The organism is Paenibacillus sp. CMM36, assembly GCF_053570945.1.
On the sequence record NZ_JBSEDY010000014.1, the window covers coordinates 21,072 to 37,713 of the forward strand.

Genomic DNA, 16,642 nt, shown 5'->3' on the forward strand with positions numbered 1-16,642 from the left:
TATATTTACCCATTTCAAATATTTTGCAAATCCCAGAAGAAAGGTTGAGAAAATCAAGCGCATTTTACATAAAGAGGGGAATATCTTCCTAAAGGAAGAACGGCTTCATGTTTGAATATAATCATGTATTGGGCCTTTTATTTTTTCAAATCGAGAGGAGTTCTGCGCCATGAAGTATGGTTTCTTCGATGATGTCAATCAAGAATATGTCATCCACACCCCTCAAACCCCTTATCCTTGGATTAATTATTTAGGTAATGAACGATTTTTTGGACTGATTTCCAATACAAGTGGCGGCTATGCATTTTACCGGGATGCTCGCTTACGTCGCTTAACCCGTTACCGTTACAATAATATTCCTGTCGATAACGGTGGTCGTTATTTTTATATTTATGATGATGGGGATTATTGGACTCCAGGCTGGATGCCGGTCAAACGGGAGCTGGAGCAGTATGAATGCCGCCATGGACTTGGTTATACCTCAATTATGGGAGAACGCAACGGTATTCGAGCCACTCAGCTGGCTTTTGTACCCCTATCCTTTGACGGCGAGGTCCATCAGGTTAAGCTTCAGAACACATCGTTACAAACCAAAAAGATCAAACTCTTTTCGTTCGTGGAATTTTGTCTGTGGAACGCCTATGACGATATGACCAACTACCAGCGCAACTTGAACACGGGCGAGGTTGAGATACAGGACTCTGTCATTTATCACAAAACGGAATACCGTGAACGCCGCAATCACTATGCTTTTTTCTCTGCTAATCGTCCGCTAGCGGGTTATGATACAGATCGTGAAGCTTTTCTGGGACTCTACAACGGATTAGATCAGCCTCAAACGGTCGCCGCTGGGCAAGCCTCGAACTCTATTGCCAGCGGATGGTCCCCTGTCGGATCACATTGCATTGAGATCACGCTGGAGCCAGGCAAAGAAACAAGCTGTAACTTTATACTCGGTTATGTGGAAAATCCCGAGGAAGAGAAATGGGAGTCCCACGGTGTTATTAATAAAAAACAGGCACATGCCATGATTGCGCAGTTTGCGGATGAAGCCGATGTAAAGCAAGCTTTGAGTGAACTCCGAGCCTATTGGAACAATCTGCTGTCCAAGTACACCCTTCAAAGCCACGACGACAAGCTGAACCGAATGGTAAACATATGGAACCCGTATCAATGCATGGTTACATTCAATATGTCACGTTCAGCTTCGTATTTTGAATCTGGTATCGGACGTGGTATGGGCTTCCGGGATTCAAATCAAGATTTGCTCGGCTTCGTCCACCAAATACCGGAGCGGGCACGGGAACGGATTATCGACATTGCCTCTACTCAATTTGAAAACGGCGGAGCTTATCATCAGTACCAACCGTTAACCAAAAAAGGAAACCACGAGGTTGGCGGTGGCTTTAACGACGATCCGTTGTGGCTTATTGTCGGTACCGCAGCGTATATCAAAGAAACGGGAGACTTTGGCATACTGGACGAACAAGTGCCCTTTGACGGAAATGTAGAGCGTACGGCTACGCTGTTTGAACATTTGAAGCGTTCTTTTTACCATGTAATAGATAATCTTGGTCCGCATGGTCTTCCACTCATTGGCCGAGCTGACTGGAACGATTGTCTGAATCTCAATTGTTTTTCCGCTACACCCGATGAGTCCTATCAGACAACACAAAATTTGGAGGGCCGAGTAGCTGAATCCGTGTTTATCGCCGGACTATTCGTATATACGGGACCGGATTTTATTGAGCTTTGCAAGCGCAGAGGTTTGGATGAAGAAGCATCCACAGCTCAAGCCCATGTGGATCGTATGCGAGCAGCTACATTGGAGCATGGTTTTGACGGGGAATGGTTCTTACGTGCGTATGACCATTATGGAGACAAAATCGGAAGCAAGGATTGTGAGGAAGGTCAAATTTTCATTGAACCTCAAGGTTTCTGTGTCATGGCAGGAATTGGTGTTGAAGAAGGCTTGGCACATAAAGCTCTCGATTCTACACGTGATCGACTGGAAACTCCCTACGGCATCGTGCTGCAACATCCATCTTATTCCCGTTACCACATCAATCTGGGCGAAATCTCATCTTACCCACCCGGGTATAAGGAAAATGCCGGTATTTTCTGCCACAATAACCCGTGGATTATGATGGCGGAAGCCGTAATAGGACGTGGAGATCGCGCTTTTGAGCTATATAGCAAAATTGCACCTGCCTATCTGGAGGACATCAGCGACATTCACCGCACCGAGCCGTATGTGTATGCTCAAATGATTGCGGGCAAGGATGCTGTTCGTGAAGGCGAAGCCAAAAATTCCTGGCTGACGGGTACAGCGGCATGGAACTTTATAGCTATTACTCAATCTATCCTCGGTATCCAGCCGGAATGGGACGGTCTGCGTATTGACCCGTGCATTCCTACAGCCTGGGACGAATTCATAGTCACCCGCGTCTTCCGTGGCGATACCTACGTGATCCATATCACGAATCCACAGCATGTCTCCAAGGGTGTAGCTACGGTTACTGTAGACGGTACCCTCCTAACGAATAATATTCTGCCGGTTGCAGCGGATGGGGCTATCCACCAAGTAAAAGTGTTACTAGGTTAACAAGTTCATGGCCTTCAAAAAAATTAGCTTCAACTTCATCACATAGTATCTTATAATACGAGAATGGCTAAAGATACATTAAGTGTGGTGACATCATGAACAAGACAAAACGGCTTACTCAAACCATGGATTACAAAACAAAGCAAGCCCACTGGGTACGCAAAATGTTATTACTGTATTGGATGATTATAGCTGTACATTTTATCGTCCAGCTGGGCAGCTACTTATTTCTTGATTACGCCGCTTCGCCTTATGAATTTTACGTCGGAACCCTGATTGTTCCTACGCTAATCATGAGTGGTTCCAACTTACTGGCAGAGTTGGCTCATTTTAAATTTAACAGGTATTCTTTTGCGATCCTGTTTATGGCAAGCACCGTCATTTGCTGGATGATTATTCGTCTAAATTATGATATCCGGATTATTCCTGCGCTATGTTTGTTGCCTATTTTCTCTTCTATTCTGTTCTTCAATCGTCGCTTAATATGGCTTTCCTTTGTATTGCAAGTGGTCGTCTTTTTTCTGTTGCTGGCAGCAGATGGATCATTCCGCAGCTATTTGTCAGACTTTGATATTGTGGCGATTCCAACCTTTTTGATTATGTCCACCTTTCTTGCTCTCATTATTCAGGCCAGCGGCCGCGATTTGTTAGTGGATTTGTATAAAACAAAGCGTGCCCAACAGGAATTAATGATCAGTAATGCGATTATCAGCAAAATGTCAATGACTGATGGTTTGACAAAGCTGTACAATCATTTGTCCTTTCAAAACTTTTATGAAAAAGCACTCGAATATGCCGAACAAGGAGCGATCATCCATCTGGCGTTAGTGGATATTGATAATTTCAAGAAGATCAATGACACTTACGGACATCAGTTCGGTGATAAAATTTTGGAAGGCATCTCTCAAATCATTACAGAGCAAATTACAGCGAATGACATTCCGGCCCGCTATGGCGGTGAAGAATTTGCTATTTTGATGTTTGAGCATACTTCTGAGGAAGCCTATCAGATCGTTGAGAATATCCGGCGTGAAGTAGAGAATATGACCTTTCAGGAGAAAATGCAAATCGTTTCCGTAACCGTTAGCATTGGATTAAAAGGCTATACCGAGGATATGAACAAAGACAAAGATGTATTTTTCCAGGAGACAGACAACTATTTGTATCAAGCCAAGCGCTCCGGGAAAAACAAAATTGTTGCTCTTAATCATACCGCTTAATGTAAAAACACTTCATTTGATGAGACTCCGGCATGAGCTTGCCGGAGTCTTTTGAATATAGAGCTTAAAATGTAATAGAGTTGACAATTCCATAAGTTGAAACTAAAATCGTTACATATGTATTGGTTATTTACTTACGATAAATAAGTTCGAAGGAGATGGTTTTTAAATGTCAACCCTCGTTATTGTCGTTCACCCTGATCTTGCGGAATCTCGCATTAACAAAAGATGGGTGCAAGAACTCAAGAAACAATCCGGCGTGACCGTTCACAACCTGTATGAAGTATATCCGGATGAGCAAATCAATGCCGCCCAGGAGCAGGAACTGCTAGAGCAGCATGACCGTATCGTTCTGCAATTCCCTTTTTACTGGTACAGCACTCCTTCCCTACTGAAAAAATGGCTGGATAAGGTTCTAACCTACGGCTGGGCTTATGGGAGCGAAGGTGGCAAGCTACAGGGCAAAGAGTTGTTGATTGCCTTGTCTGCTGCCAGTGTTGAGGAAAACTATCAACATGACGGACGGAATAGGTATACGATCGAAGAGCTACTGAGACCTCTGGAAGCTACAGGCCATATGATTGGTGTCAAATTGCTCCCTTATTTCGTACAATATGGTGCTGCAGTACTGACCGATGAGCAACTAGACCAATCCGCACAAAAATACGCGCAAACAGTTATTTCTTAATTTTTTACTAGAAAGCCCCTTGGACGGCGCCTGTCATACCTGCTTTACAGCAGACGGCAGCTCCAACCAAGGGGCTTTACTGATTGATTACATCGTAACCAAGGTACTGGTTACCTGTGCCATGCTTTCTTTAATAATGTCGCAGCCCTTACGCAAGTTTTCCAAGCTTATCGTTAACGCTGGCATAATTTTAATTACTGTATCGTTACGCCCAGCACGCTCAACAATGAGTCCCCTACTAAAGCAGAGAGTCGTTACCTCCTTGGCGAACGCTTCTCCCAGATGAGATACATCAATCCCCCAGATCAATCCCATGCCGCGAATTTCAATAAGAGGATCTATGGATTGGATTTGTTCACGCAAGAACTGCTGAACAAAAGCCTCTTTTTCCTTCACTTGTGCTTCCAGCTCTACCGTATCTCTGAACTCCAGCGCAGCCTTTGCCCCGACAAAAGCAAGCTGATTTCCACGGAAAGTGCCGTTATGCTCACCCGGACTCCATATATCCAATTCTGGCTTGAGTAGCAACAGAGACATTGGCAATCCGTATCCACTGATCGATTTGGACAAAACAACCATATCAGGAACGATTCCCGCCCGCTCGAATGAGAAGAACGAACCAACTCGACCGCAACCGACTTGAATATCGTCCACAATAAGCAAAATATCATGATCATCGCACAACTGTCGCAAATCACGCAGCCATTCGGTATCTGCAATATGAATGCCGCCTTCAGCCTGTACCGTTTCCAAAATGATCGCGGCAGGCTTTTCCACACCTGAATGGGTGTCTGTTAAAAGCTGCTCCATATACAAAATGGTATCCATTCCGTTAAATGTGCTGTTATAAGGTATAAAGGTAACATTGTTCAGGGGAACCCCTGCGCTCTCTCGCATGGAGGTGTTGCTGGTAATCGATAAACTACCCAGCGACATTCCGTGGAACGCACCCATAAAGGCAAAAATACCATTTCTGTTTTTCACCTTGCGTGCAAGTTTCAGTGCTGCTTCCACCGCATTGGTTCCGGTCGGTCCGCAAAATTGCAGCTTATAATTCAAGCCCTTGGGCTGGAGAATACGCTCTGAAAAAGACTCCATAAACTCTTGCTTGGCCGTCGTGTACATATCCAGACCATGCATAATCCGATCGGATGTTAAATAATCCAATAACCGGTTTTTCATAAAATCATTATTATGCCCATAGTTCAAAGCCCCAGCCCCGGCAAAAAAGTCAATGTAACCCTTGCCTGTCTCCGTGTACAGTACATCGTTTTTAGCTTTGTTGAATACAACTGGAAAACTTCTGCAATAGGATCTTACATTGGACTCCAGCGCTTCGAATGTGTTCATGATCTCTCGTCCTCCCGCTGACCTGATTTTAAAAACATACAAGCATGGAAAGCAAAAAAAGTGTAAATATGTAATCTAAATGAGAAGACAGTCTGAATTCACAATGGGATATCCACACCAAAGAATCATGAGTACGATTACAAGAACAATTAAAGTACTAAAATTAAATATAGAGATAGCACATGAGAGTAGATTAGTAGAAGATTAAATAGTGGGTTTTTCTAAGAGGCCTATCAGAGGATGTCAACTCCTATGTAATAAAATACCATAATTTTCATTTAAGTCAATGCATGTTTCTGAGATGTTTTGTTAAATTTTTGTAATTTATCATCAGCGGCTTGTAGTATATTGTTAAAATAAAACGAAAAATGTCGTATTATAGTGATAAATCTCAAAAATAGTACATTTCCATATCAAATAGATATACATCTGGACTAATTGTCCACAGGATTGTCACAACAAACCTGATCTTTTGACAGACTGTCCAAAGGAGTTTACTCTATCAACAGAACCTGTCAAAACTTGTTGTAAACATTGCAGTTATCCTAACTATTTGGCTCGAATTTGATAGAAAGATAAGGAAATATGATCATGTCTAATGTTTTGATTATTGAAGATGACAATATGCTGGGAGATACCCTTTCCTTGTATTTAATAGGAGAAGACTACAACGTTACTCGAGTGGAACAAGCGTCTGAGGGTATTGCCAGGCTTAAGGTCGTACAGCCCGATATTATTTTGTTGGATCTGCTGCTTCCAGATTTGGATGGCGTGAATCCCTGCCCACTGATACGCAAGCATACGGACGTCCCCATCATCGTGATTTCTACAGAAAACAACATATCAGAGCGCATTCGTACACTTACGTTGGGAGCAGATGATTATATTTGCAAGCCTTTTAGTATGCAAGAGCTAAAAGCACGGATGGAGGCTCTTTTTCGTCGTATTGAAATCACGCGCTTACAAGGAAGTGGCAGAGCACCTGAACCTGAAACGGGCATTACTTTGGATCTAGCGAGAAGAATGATTACCGTTAACGGACAAAATGTGGAGACAACATATTCAGAATTTGAGCTTATGAAGCTTTTTTATTTGAACCGAGGAATTGTATTCAGCAGGTATGCTTTAATTCAGGCTCTCCGTGGCACAGACTCCTTTATTAACGAGAGGGCCGTGGACGTACATATTAACCATTTACGCAGAAAAATCGAAAAAGACCCTAAGAAACCGCAATTGATTAAGACCATCTGGGGAATCGGCTACAAATTTATGCAATAACACGGTCAGCTCCAAGGAAGTGATGACTTGATTTGGTTAATATCCTTCTGAACCGTGCTCAGATGCTCTTTCCAGTCTGGATACAGTTCTCCTGTTGAGGTTTCATTGCTGCGCTTCAATGCCTTTTCCAGCTCTATAACCTTTGCCAGCAACTCAGGCGCGCACAGGTTCCCCGTTCCTCCCTTAAGCGAGTGGATTAATCGAAGAGCAGAAGATAACTGTCCATTGTCCATTTTTCTCACAACTCTTTTATCGAGATACTGGTATTCCTGTATCCATTTGTAAAGGGCAAATTGAAAAATATACACCTTGCCATCCATACCTGCTATCGACTGCTCAGCGTGAATACCATGTAAATCTTGCAGCCACGCTAAATTAATCCAGCTAGTTAACACTCTAGCAGCGGTCAGTTCATGGACAGGCTTGAGCAACACGGCATTAATACCGGCACGAAGACAAACTTCCTGTTCATGCTGCACAGCATCAGCGGTAAAAGCGATAATGGGAAGCCTGTTAAAAGCTTTGTTTCTCCGAATATGTCTCGCCGTCTCAAAACCGTCCATCTCTGGCATATGCAAATCAAGCAGCACCATATCCCAGTAACGCAGTTCAAGTAACGCTATTAGTTCCCTTCCGTTCGTGACCATCGTTACCTCAAAGTTACGCTCTGCTAAAAACTCGGTAATCACCACCTGGTTAATTTCGTTATCCTCTGCTATGAGAATTTGATACTTTTGTGTTGTATCCCCTATCTCATTGCGGGAACTCATCGTCGCATGAGTCTCCAGAGTATTACCATCTGCAGGCACTGAATGTTCCTTCTTCCAGCAGAGAACCTCCAGCAGAGCGTTCCGGGTAACGGGCTTGGACAAAAAGGCATCCACACTATAATCCATGTCCCCTGCAGCTATTTTTTCCATCTGAAACACGGTTGTAAGTCCAATGATCTGAGTTATCTGCTTATCCAGCATTTGAAGCCATTGCCTCCGGGAGTCCAGTTCTCTCAAACCTTCCATCCCCATATCAATGATAACATAATCAAAATGCTCACCCTTTTGAAAAGCATCCACACTTTCTTGGAAGGATGAAATAGTGAATGTTTTTAATCCCAAGTCTTGCAGTAGTTCGTTCAAGCTGTATCTCACCAGTTCATGCTGCGCAACAATTAAGGCTTTGCCTTTGATTTGTTTTTCTATTCGTGTGCTTCCTGCATTCAATTCCCCAGTTTCCAGCTCGACATTAAAGTGAAATTGACTGTACTCTCCTAATCGGCTTTTCACCTCTACTTTCCCCCCCATAGCTTCAGCCAAATGCTTGCTAATGGCCAAACCCAGCCCAGAGCCCCCATATCTGCGGCTGGTTGCTGTACTCGCCTGGATAAAAGGGACGAATAGCTTGTCCATACACGTCTCGGAAATTCCTATGCCCGTATCTTCTACCATAAAAGAAACGCCTACTCGCCCTTCCTGCTGACTTAGCATTTTTACCTGTAACAATACATGTCCCTGATCCGTAAACTTGATGGCGTTGGTCAGAAGATTTGAAAGCACCTGCTCCATTCGAAGCGGGTCTCCCTTAAAGCTTTTCGGTAACGCCGGGTCCGTTATAAATACGACCTCTATTTCCTTATCTTCTAGCAAAGTTCCAACGGTATCTGCGAGATGCCGAAGCATTTTTTCCGGCTCGAATTCTACCTTTTCCAGTTCCAGACTGCCGGCTTCCATTTTGGAAAAGTCCAATACGTTACTGAGCATGGATGAAAGGGTACGAGAGGAAGTGAGAAGCTTGTGGAGGTAATCTCTTTGAACGGCAGTCAGTTCAGTCTTATTTAACAGCTTTGACAGACCGATGATTCCATTCAGCGGGGTGCGGATTTCGTGACTCATATGAGCCAAAAAAATGCTTTTCGCACGGTTAGCCTCGTCCATCTCCTTTCTTTTCTGCTCTGAGGCTTTATACTCCGTAATGTCCAACACGTGACCGATAACATGCCTAGTAATCCCGTCCTCCATAACCGGATGTAAGGTAATAAGAGCCGAATATTCCCAAAAATCCAATTCAAATACGGTCCGATCACCGAACCAGGCCTGTTTGTAGTATTGGCAAAGCTGCTCCATCGTTTCAGAGGAAAGCTCCAAAATGTCCCCAAGACGCTTCACATGCTCCCTTTTATTGTAGTTGACTTGCATATTCAGACCCACGCGCTCCAGCAATTCACCTTCAAGCAGCCTATAATAAAATTCATTACCGCTTTTCTCCAGCTTGAAGGTAAAGCCAGGTTGAACACCTAGTAAATTCAGCAGATCACGGTCTTTGTTTAACAAACGTTGTCCATATGTATACTTAGCGGTGGTTAAAGTGTGCACAAACAGAGTCATGAACATTATACCCATCCCTAACTCTAGCACGCAGGTCAACGGTGTTTTATCGCTTATGCCAAAACATAAGAACAAAATTCCCGCTCCTCCATAAAATACACCTGTGATCGCCTGGCGAACAAGTTGACGCTGAAAAACCAAAACTAACAATAAAATCACGATAGCACATAGCACTAAATCTCGAACCAAGTGTTCACCCCCCCCTATAATCTTCCATTTTTTATAATATATCAAAAACACAAAAAAACTCAGGACAGATTCCTTATGCCATAAGGCTTAAAGAACTGTCCCGAGCATTCATTGTACTATAGATTCCATAAGGTTCAAGCTCGTTTTAATATTTGAAACGACTGATCATCATCTTCAAATCAGCAGCCATCGTCGAAAGCAACTGTGCTGAAGCTGATATTTCCTCCATGGAAGCCAGTTGCTCTTGTGAGGAGGCAGCAACTTCCTCAGATGTGGCGGCATTACCGGTTGCAATCGTCGCCAGCTCGTTGGCTGTCGCTGCGATTTCTTGTACACTGGCTGATATTTGCTCTGCAATCGCAGCGACCTCCTCTACCTGAGGTGTTGTCTCTCGAATGCCTTCCATCGCATAACCCAGCTTGACAATGGTTGCTTTGGAAATCTGTAGTCCATCCTGCACCTCAGTCGTGACCCTGTCCATCGTCTTCACTGTTGTTTCGGTTTCATGCTGAATTTCGGCAATCAAGGTGGCAATCTGTGTGGCGGATGTCTGAGACTGCTCTGCCAGCTTACGCACCTCATCAGCAACGACGGCAAAGCCTTTTCCATGATCGCCCGCTCTGGCTGCCTCAATAGCTGCATTCAATGCCAGCAGGTTTGTCTGATTGGAGATATCGCCGATAACCTTCGTAATTTCACCGATTTCATGAGAGCGGGCTTGCAAGGTTTGAATCATCTGGTTGGAACGCTCTACTGATTGATGAATGGAATTCATTTGCTCGCCTGTCTGCTCAACAGACTTTCGTCCTTCCTCGGCTTGCAAGGCAGATCGTTTGGCCAAATCAGCTACCGAAATCGATCGTTCAGCAATTTGGGTGATCCCTTGTGCAATTTCATCCAGGGCCACCGAATTATTTTCCAGCCCTGTAGTCTGCTTCTCTGCACCACTGGCAATTTCTTGTACAGCCTGGGACACCTGCTCACTTGCAGCACTGGTTTGTTCCGCGCTTATTGTCAGTTCATTGGAAGAAATTGTGACATGATCTGCACTGTTCCCTACGTTCTGAATGACAGATCGCAAGTTATTCTGCATATTTTGAAAAGCCACTCCTAATTCTCCGATCTCGTCCTCGCTCTTTACTTGAATGTCCTGTGTGAGATCTCCGGCGCTCACATTTACCGCTTGTTCTTTTAACTTTAAAATCGGTTTGATGATGGAACGGATCAGGAAATAAACAATGATAATACCAATCACAAGACAACCGACAATGGTTAGTAAAGTGCTGATCAAAATCGGTCCTGCTGCATCATCGACTTCAGACAAATACAGCGTTCCGCCTATCTTCCAGCCAGTCAGCTTGTTAGTCGCATAGTTCATATATTTGAGCTGGCCCTCATACTCATACTCGTATTCACCAGTATCACTCTGAAACATGCGTGATTCAATATCTGTAATTTTGGTACCTGGTTCCTTCGTCGGATGAACAATGTAAGTATGGTTGTTGTCCAGCAATATGGCATAACCCTCATGACCTACTTTAATATTGTTCAACGTCTCTTTAATACCACTCATTTTCAGGTCAATGCCAATAACACCCGATCCATCTGACGTTGCCTTGGACACAGTAACCGTCATTTGCTTCGAGCTTGCCGAAAGATAAGGAGAACTAATTGCTGCCTTCGCTTGTCCCTTTATCGCTTTATCGTACCAAGGTCTGACTCGTGGATCATAATTATCTGGTAATTGCTTCTGTGGGTAGGTTGTAAATTTGCCGTCCTTCGTACCATAATAAATGGATTCTGTTTCAGGATGGAGTGCAATATATTGCTTAAAGAATTCTTCCAAATTCGCCGCTTGTTCCTCCGTCTCTACCCGATTGCCTTTTAGTCTTTCTGCAAAATAGTCTGCGTCATGTACCTTGGGTTCAATAGTACTATCAATAATAAAATTAGTGCGGACAATAGCCTGCTCGGCACTTTCTTCAATCTGGTTTCGAATCTGCTGACTCGCGCTTATAAACGACAAAGCCCCCACGATCATGGACGGTAAAATCAAAAATGCAATAAAGGCGACCATTAGCTTCGTTTTAAAATTTTTGCTGAGCTTCCTTGCGACTAGCCACTTTTTCCCCGATAACTTCTTCATTAATAAACATCTCCATTTCATTACCTGTATTTCCCAACCTATAGCGAACCTCTTCGTCTTGCCGATGACGACAATCACCCGACAGACTCTCTTTCACATTTTTCACATCTGCTGCTAAAACGCTTGGACATAAAAGATATAAACACGCTAGTTAAATAGGTATATGTACTTATTTTCGAAAACAGCAAGGCTGGTCGGAACCGGTTCTTTGATATAATATACCTAAAAATATTAAAAAAAAATGCAGTATAGATGTTAAGAAAGTGTTAGTTTCATCTCACTATACCTACCACTTAACATGAAAATAATCCCCCTGAAGGTAGCAAACATAGGGTCATTTTTGAAAATCGCCATATATTTTCTACTCCCAAGGGGATTAGGTTCGATCGCTTTATTCAGTTCTAATCCAACAACACCTTCAGATCTTCGAGCCTGGTAACAGGTGCCTGACAGGTAAAATGCTCACACACATATACGGCTGATTTGCCTTCCACAAGATCATAATCACGGATATAAGGAGCCGTCTCTGCAATCTCCGACTGTCCTTCATCCTTCAAAATAACGACCGTATTCGGCCTGAACCCAGCTCGAACCGCCTGAATGAACTGTACGGTCTGCGGATCATCCCTGTGACCCACAATCACAATCTCCTTCGTCGTTCCCGTCGCATACAACAACGCGCTGAGCAACGCGGAGTGGCCTGACGGGTAATGAGCAACCATACCGCCAAAAGCCTTAAACTGCTTGGCTGCATAGTTCTCCAATCCAGATTCACCCGTTAGCCGCGCAAGCCGCACAAAATTATAGGCCGCAATGCTGTTACCTGACGGAATGGCTCCGTCATCAATTTCTTTAGGCTTGGCAATGAGCTGCTCACTATCTGACCCATAAAAGAATAATCCGTCCCGTTCCTCATCCCAGAACAAATCGATCATATTTTGATTGAGCGTCAATGCCCGTTGCAGATATTGTACATCGAAGGTCGCCTGATATAGCTCGATCAAGCCCCACACATAAAAAGCATAATCATCCACATAACCGGGATAAGCTGCCTCGCCGTCCCGATAACGCGCCAACAGCCGTCCGTCCTCCTGTCTCAAATGGTTCCACAAAAACGTCTCCGCTTTCTGAGCTTGCTCTGTATAACTCGTGTCTCCAAAAGCTTGTCCTGCCTTCGCCAGTGCAGCAATCATCAATCCGTTCCACGAGGTCAAAATCTTGTCATCTTTGTGAGGATGAACCCGTTGTTCTCTGGCAGCAAACAGCTTGGCCCGTAGCTCACTAACCCGCTGCTCCAGTTCCTGCTCAGTCAAGTCATGCTTGATCCTATAGGCTTCCAGATTGATATCAATCAGGTTTGGAATGTTGTGACCTTCAAAATTGCCGTAAGGTGTAATCCCATACAAATCGTTGAAAAAGGCGGCATCCTTATCGCCTAGTACAGCCTTTACCTCAGAGTCGTCCCAGACATAGAATCTCCCCTCTTCTCCTTCGGAATCCGCATCCTCCGCCGAATAAAAGGCACCACCTGCATCCGTCATGTCCCTTGCGATATATGTAAAGATTTGTTCTGTAATCCGTCGGTACAGTTCCTTGCCTGTCACCTGCCAAGCCTCTGTATACGCGATGGCCAACAGAGCATTGTCATATAGCATTTTTTCAAAATGCGGCACCAACCACTTCTCATCCACGGAGTATCGTGAGAACCCCATGCCTATATGGTCGTAGATTCCGCCCCGGGACATCGCATCCAGCGTCTTCTCTGCCATTTCCAGTGCCTGTTGATTCCCCGTATGCTGTGCATATCGCAGCAAAAAAGACAGGTTATGCGGAGAAGGAAACTTGGGTGCTTCCCCGAAGCCGCCATATTCCTTATCGAAGGTGTGGCTGTATTCATGGAAAGCTTTAGTCAAGCTCTGTTCATCCAGTTCACCCCGATAACCCGCAAGCAAGTCCTGCCGCTCATGCTCGATCAGTACCTGCTCACTCAACTCCACCAGCTCTTCCGGCTGTTCTTTCCACCGGGTACCCACCTTGCCAAGCAGCTCCAACAGTCCGACACGGCCAAACTTCTGCTCCTTGGGCAAATACGTCCCCGCAAAAAAAGGTTTCTGATCCGGCGTCATCAATATCGTCAGTGGCCAGCCTCCATGCCCCGTCATCGTCTGGCAGATGGACATATAGATATGATCCACATCTGGACGTTCTTCACGATCCACCTTAATGGATACATAATCCCGGTTTAATACCTCAGCCACTTCTTCATCCTCGAAAGATTCTCTCCCCATTACATGGCACCAATGGCAAGTGGAATAGCCAACAGATAGGAAAATAGGCTTGTTATCACGTTTAGCCATTTCAAAAGCCTCATCTGACCAAGGGAACCAATTTACCGGATTGTGAGCATGCTGTAGCAAATACGGTGATTTTTCCTTGGATAGTCTATTCGGTTTGCTGCTCGTTGTCATGGGACATCACCACTTCCGTAGTTGAATTTTATACTTGGTACTATTTTACCCTAAATGGGTGGTAAAAGTCGGAAGAGATGAAAAAAGATAATGACTCTCAAGCATTATACTCATTAGAATTTATATCAAAGATCTCGAGAGCTTTCAGTAAGGCGTATTCACTTGTTCTGGCCCCTTCTTTGGAAAAATGTGCATCCGGAAACGCGGGCGACATATGATGGTACCCGGGAAAGACATGTAATTCGACTAAGACTCCATCAAAGGCCAATTGTTTTGCAAAAAACAAGGATTCATCAATGAATAAATCAATGGTACCTATATTTATATAAGTCGGTGGTAATCTGGCCAATGACTTAGCACGAGCCGGCACATAATACTCACATACCTCCTCCTGACCCGGTTCATCCCCCAATACAGATTTCCAGCCAAAATAATTACTTTGTTTTGTCCAAATAAACTCTCCTGCGTATGGGTGCTCTGGTGCGGTACTTGTGCGATCATCTAGCATTGGCCTCATTAATCTTAGATGATGGATTTCGAATTCCTTCTGATCACGAATGTACAAGGCTAGGCCAGCCGCCAAACCGCCGCCAGCGCTGCTGCCCCCTACGGCAACTTTCTGAGTATCTATCCCTAACTCTTCCGCATGTTCAATGCACCATTTTAGGCCCGAATAACAATCCTGTAACTGACTTGGCTGTACATGCTCTGGTGCTAGGCGATAGTACACGGATACGCAACAGAAACCATGTTGTGCCGCAAGAGATGCATTAGCAGGACGATCCACGACTGGACTTCCTAAGACCATCCCGCCTCCGTGTATCGAATAATATAGAGGCATCTTATGATGCTTTGATTGTTTGGGCTTAATGATTTCGATTTGAATATCTGGACCACTAAAATAACTTGGCACAGCCTTTTTTTCTAATGTAATAGGGAACATCTGCGTTACATCTATTTGTTGCATCATTTGAGATTGATTTTTACGTGCTTCCCTTAGTGTAGATTCGGTAAGATCGGTTGTTGGTATTAAATCAACTGCACTGATAATTTCTGGATCAATCAGATGTCTACTTCTACTTTTTTGCTCCCTCATAGTAATCTTTTCCTCACTTTCTTGTTTTAAAGACAATGAATCAATACATATTTCCCTTCAATTGTTGTTGTCGTTTATATTTATATTTTAAGTTTAAAATCAGCTTTATAAATGAAAACAACGAGTTAGAATCATTCTTGACATAAAAATTATAAAAAAATGGAATGCCAAAAAAGTATTTCGGAATCTGGCTGTGGGAATGCGAAGGCACATCAAACCTTTTACCAAACAAAAAGACGCGACCGGATTGGTCGTTCATAGCGATTATCCGGTCGCGTCTTAAGCTATCACGTTATGTCCATCTACTTTTTATGTGAATAAACAATTTTCTTAATGGTTTCGGTAGAGAGGAAAAACTCATCAGCTAATTGCTCGATACTGCTTCTATTTTGAAAAGCATTTCTGATTGCGGCATTTCGCTGTTCTAGCAACCATCTCCCGCCACTCAAGCTTCCCCAATCCATATATTCCGTTTTTGGCTTAGGAATATACAGAGTCTCTCCTTGAACATATTTTTGGATTTCTATAATTAATTCTTGAGGTAAAACTTTGGAAGCATTCGTATATCTCAATTTTACTCGCCCCTTATTTTGATTTTTTAAAATAAGGTGCAAAGCCAAAAATATTAAAAAGCTTATTCAGCGTTAAAAATTGTTTCGCCCCATACAAAGTAACGCTTTCTTAATAATTGGCTTTGCATGAGTGTAAGAAGTCACAGACAATCCTAACAGATTCTCCATCAGTAGGCACCCCCTTTTACCTCGCAAGTATAGCATAACTTCTGCTCACCTGGGACCAGCTAAATGATATCAGCAAAAAGCAAGCGATTAAAAATTGAGCTGTTAGATAGCTGATTTTAAATACTAACCATGAATACGAACCACATAAATCCGTAGATTAATGCCACTAGCCCTACAATGCCCAACAAGCAGAAAAGTAAAAGCATAAGAACAAATTTTTTACCATCCATAACCGACTCCCCAATACTTTTTCCAGAGTGTGAGACACACTTTCTAACTTAGCTTCCGAATAAAAATTTGAAATTAAGTGCATTTATCCAGCTGAACAGGAGTCCCCGTTATCCTAAGAGCGGCTTCTAGATGTTACGGATTTACACTTTCTGCTTGGCTAGCCTGTCTTGCGTTTATTTTTTTCATTGCAAATCTTGCTATTGGCTGAGCATGGTAGGCTACACGAGTCGTGCCAATATTGATAATGTATAAT

The 16,642-nt window shown here is 43.6% G+C and carries 11 protein-coding genes; 4 read left to right on the top strand and 7 right to left on the bottom strand.

What is annotated here, in order from left to right:
- The first annotated feature begins 169 nt into the window (after positions 1-169).
- The 3 genes from ACWA2B_RS22245 to ACWA2B_RS22255 all read left to right on the top strand — a co-directional run bounded on the left by ACWA2B_RS22245 (position 170) and on the right by ACWA2B_RS22255 (position 4,513).
- Complete coding sequence (locus ACWA2B_RS22245) at positions 170-2,605, top strand: GH36-type glycosyl hydrolase domain-containing protein (protein WP_341040452.1); 2,436 nt, start codon at positions 170-172, stop codon at positions 2,603-2,605.
- 95 nt (positions 2,606-2,700) lie between these two features.
- Positions 2,701-3,825 (top strand): GGDEF domain-containing protein, encoded by a 1,125-nt coding sequence (locus tag ACWA2B_RS22250; RefSeq protein ID WP_165150184.1) that lies wholly within the window; start codon positions 2,701-2,703, stop codon positions 3,823-3,825.
- 169 nt (positions 3,826-3,994) lie between these two features.
- Positions 3,995-4,513, top strand: a complete 519-nt coding sequence (locus ACWA2B_RS22255) for an NAD(P)H-dependent oxidoreductase (protein ID WP_341070811.1) — start codon at positions 3,995-3,997, stop codon at positions 4,511-4,513.
- 87 nt (positions 4,514-4,600) lie between these two features.
- Here ACWA2B_RS22255 and ectB read toward each other — a convergent pair whose 3' ends face one another.
- Complete coding sequence (gene ectB / locus ACWA2B_RS22260; RefSeq protein ID WP_341070810.1) at positions 4,601-5,863, bottom strand: diaminobutyrate--2-oxoglutarate transaminase; 1,263 nt, start codon at positions 5,861-5,863, stop codon at positions 4,601-4,603.
- 591 nt (positions 5,864-6,454) lie between these two features.
- On the opposite strand from ectB, the gene ACWA2B_RS22265 reads away from it, so the two are divergent.
- Positions 6,455-7,141: a response regulator transcription factor gene (locus ACWA2B_RS22265; RefSeq protein WP_449292620.1), complete on the top strand. Its 687-nt coding sequence runs from the start codon at positions 6,455-6,457 to the stop codon at positions 7,139-7,141.
- 5 nt (positions 7,142-7,146) lie between these two features.
- Here the strand turns inward: ACWA2B_RS22265 and ACWA2B_RS22270 are convergent, their stop codons facing one another.
- From ACWA2B_RS22270 to ACWA2B_RS22295, 6 genes are all read right to left on the bottom strand, one after another.
- The gene (locus ACWA2B_RS22270) at positions 7,147-9,708 is read right to left on the bottom strand and encodes a response regulator (protein WP_449292621.1); all 2,562 of its coding nucleotides are present in this window, start codon (positions 9,706-9,708) and stop codon (positions 7,147-7,149) included.
- Positions 9,709-9,853: 145 nt separating this feature from the next.
- Complete coding sequence (locus ACWA2B_RS22275; RefSeq protein WP_449292622.1) at positions 9,854-11,854, bottom strand: methyl-accepting chemotaxis protein; 2,001 nt, start codon at positions 11,852-11,854, stop codon at positions 9,854-9,856.
- The gene (locus tag ACWA2B_RS22280) at positions 11,796-11,951 is read right to left on the bottom strand and encodes a hypothetical protein (protein ID WP_208332779.1); all 156 of its coding nucleotides are present in this window, start codon (positions 11,949-11,951) and stop codon (positions 11,796-11,798) included. The genes ACWA2B_RS22275 and ACWA2B_RS22280 overlap by 59 nt, the downstream gene beginning before the upstream one ends.
- Positions 11,952-12,255: 304 nt before the next feature.
- The gene (locus ACWA2B_RS22285) at positions 12,256-14,322 is read right to left on the bottom strand and encodes a thioredoxin domain-containing protein (protein WP_449292623.1); all 2,067 of its coding nucleotides are present in this window, start codon (positions 14,320-14,322) and stop codon (positions 12,256-12,258) included.
- 97 nt (positions 14,323-14,419) lie between these two features.
- Positions 14,420-15,418, bottom strand: a complete 999-nt coding sequence (locus tag ACWA2B_RS22290; RefSeq protein ID WP_340933915.1) for an alpha/beta hydrolase — start codon at positions 15,416-15,418, stop codon at positions 14,420-14,422.
- A gap of 302 nt (positions 15,419-15,720) precedes the next feature.
- Positions 15,721-15,990 (bottom strand): CD3324 family protein, encoded by a 270-nt coding sequence (locus ACWA2B_RS22295; protein ID WP_165150172.1) that lies wholly within the window; start codon positions 15,988-15,990, stop codon positions 15,721-15,723.
- Positions 15,991-16,642 lie beyond the last annotated feature (652 nt).

What these genes read in the sequence shown, in the direction of transcription:
- ACWA2B_RS22245 (WP_341040452.1), top strand. Translation starts at nt 170, where the DNA reads ATGAAGTATGGTTTCTTCGATGATGTCAATCAAGAATATGTCATCCAC.
- ACWA2B_RS22250 (WP_165150184.1), top strand. Translation starts at nt 2,701, where the DNA reads ATGAACAAGACAAAACGGCTTACTCAAACCATGGATTACAAAACAAAG.
- ACWA2B_RS22255 (WP_341070811.1), top strand. Translation starts at nt 3,995, where the DNA reads ATGTCAACCCTCGTTATTGTCGTTCACCCTGATCTTGCGGAATCTCGC.
- ectB (WP_341070810.1), bottom strand. Translation starts at nt 5,863, where the DNA reads ATGAACACATTCGAAGCGCTGGAGTCCAATGTAAGATCCTATTGCAGA.
- ACWA2B_RS22265 (WP_449292620.1), top strand. Translation starts at nt 6,455, where the DNA reads ATGTCTAATGTTTTGATTATTGAAGATGACAATATGCTGGGAGATACC.
- ACWA2B_RS22275 (WP_449292622.1), bottom strand. Translation starts at nt 11,854, where the DNA reads ATGAAGAAGTTATCGGGGAAAAAGTGGCTAGTCGCAAGGAAGCTCAGC.
- ACWA2B_RS22285 (WP_449292623.1), bottom strand. Translation starts at nt 14,322, where the DNA reads ATGACAACGAGCAGCAAACCGAATAGACTATCCAAGGAAAAATCACCG.
- ACWA2B_RS22290 (WP_340933915.1), bottom strand. Translation starts at nt 15,418, where the DNA reads ATGAGGGAGCAAAAAAGTAGAAGTAGACATCTGATTGATCCAGAAATT.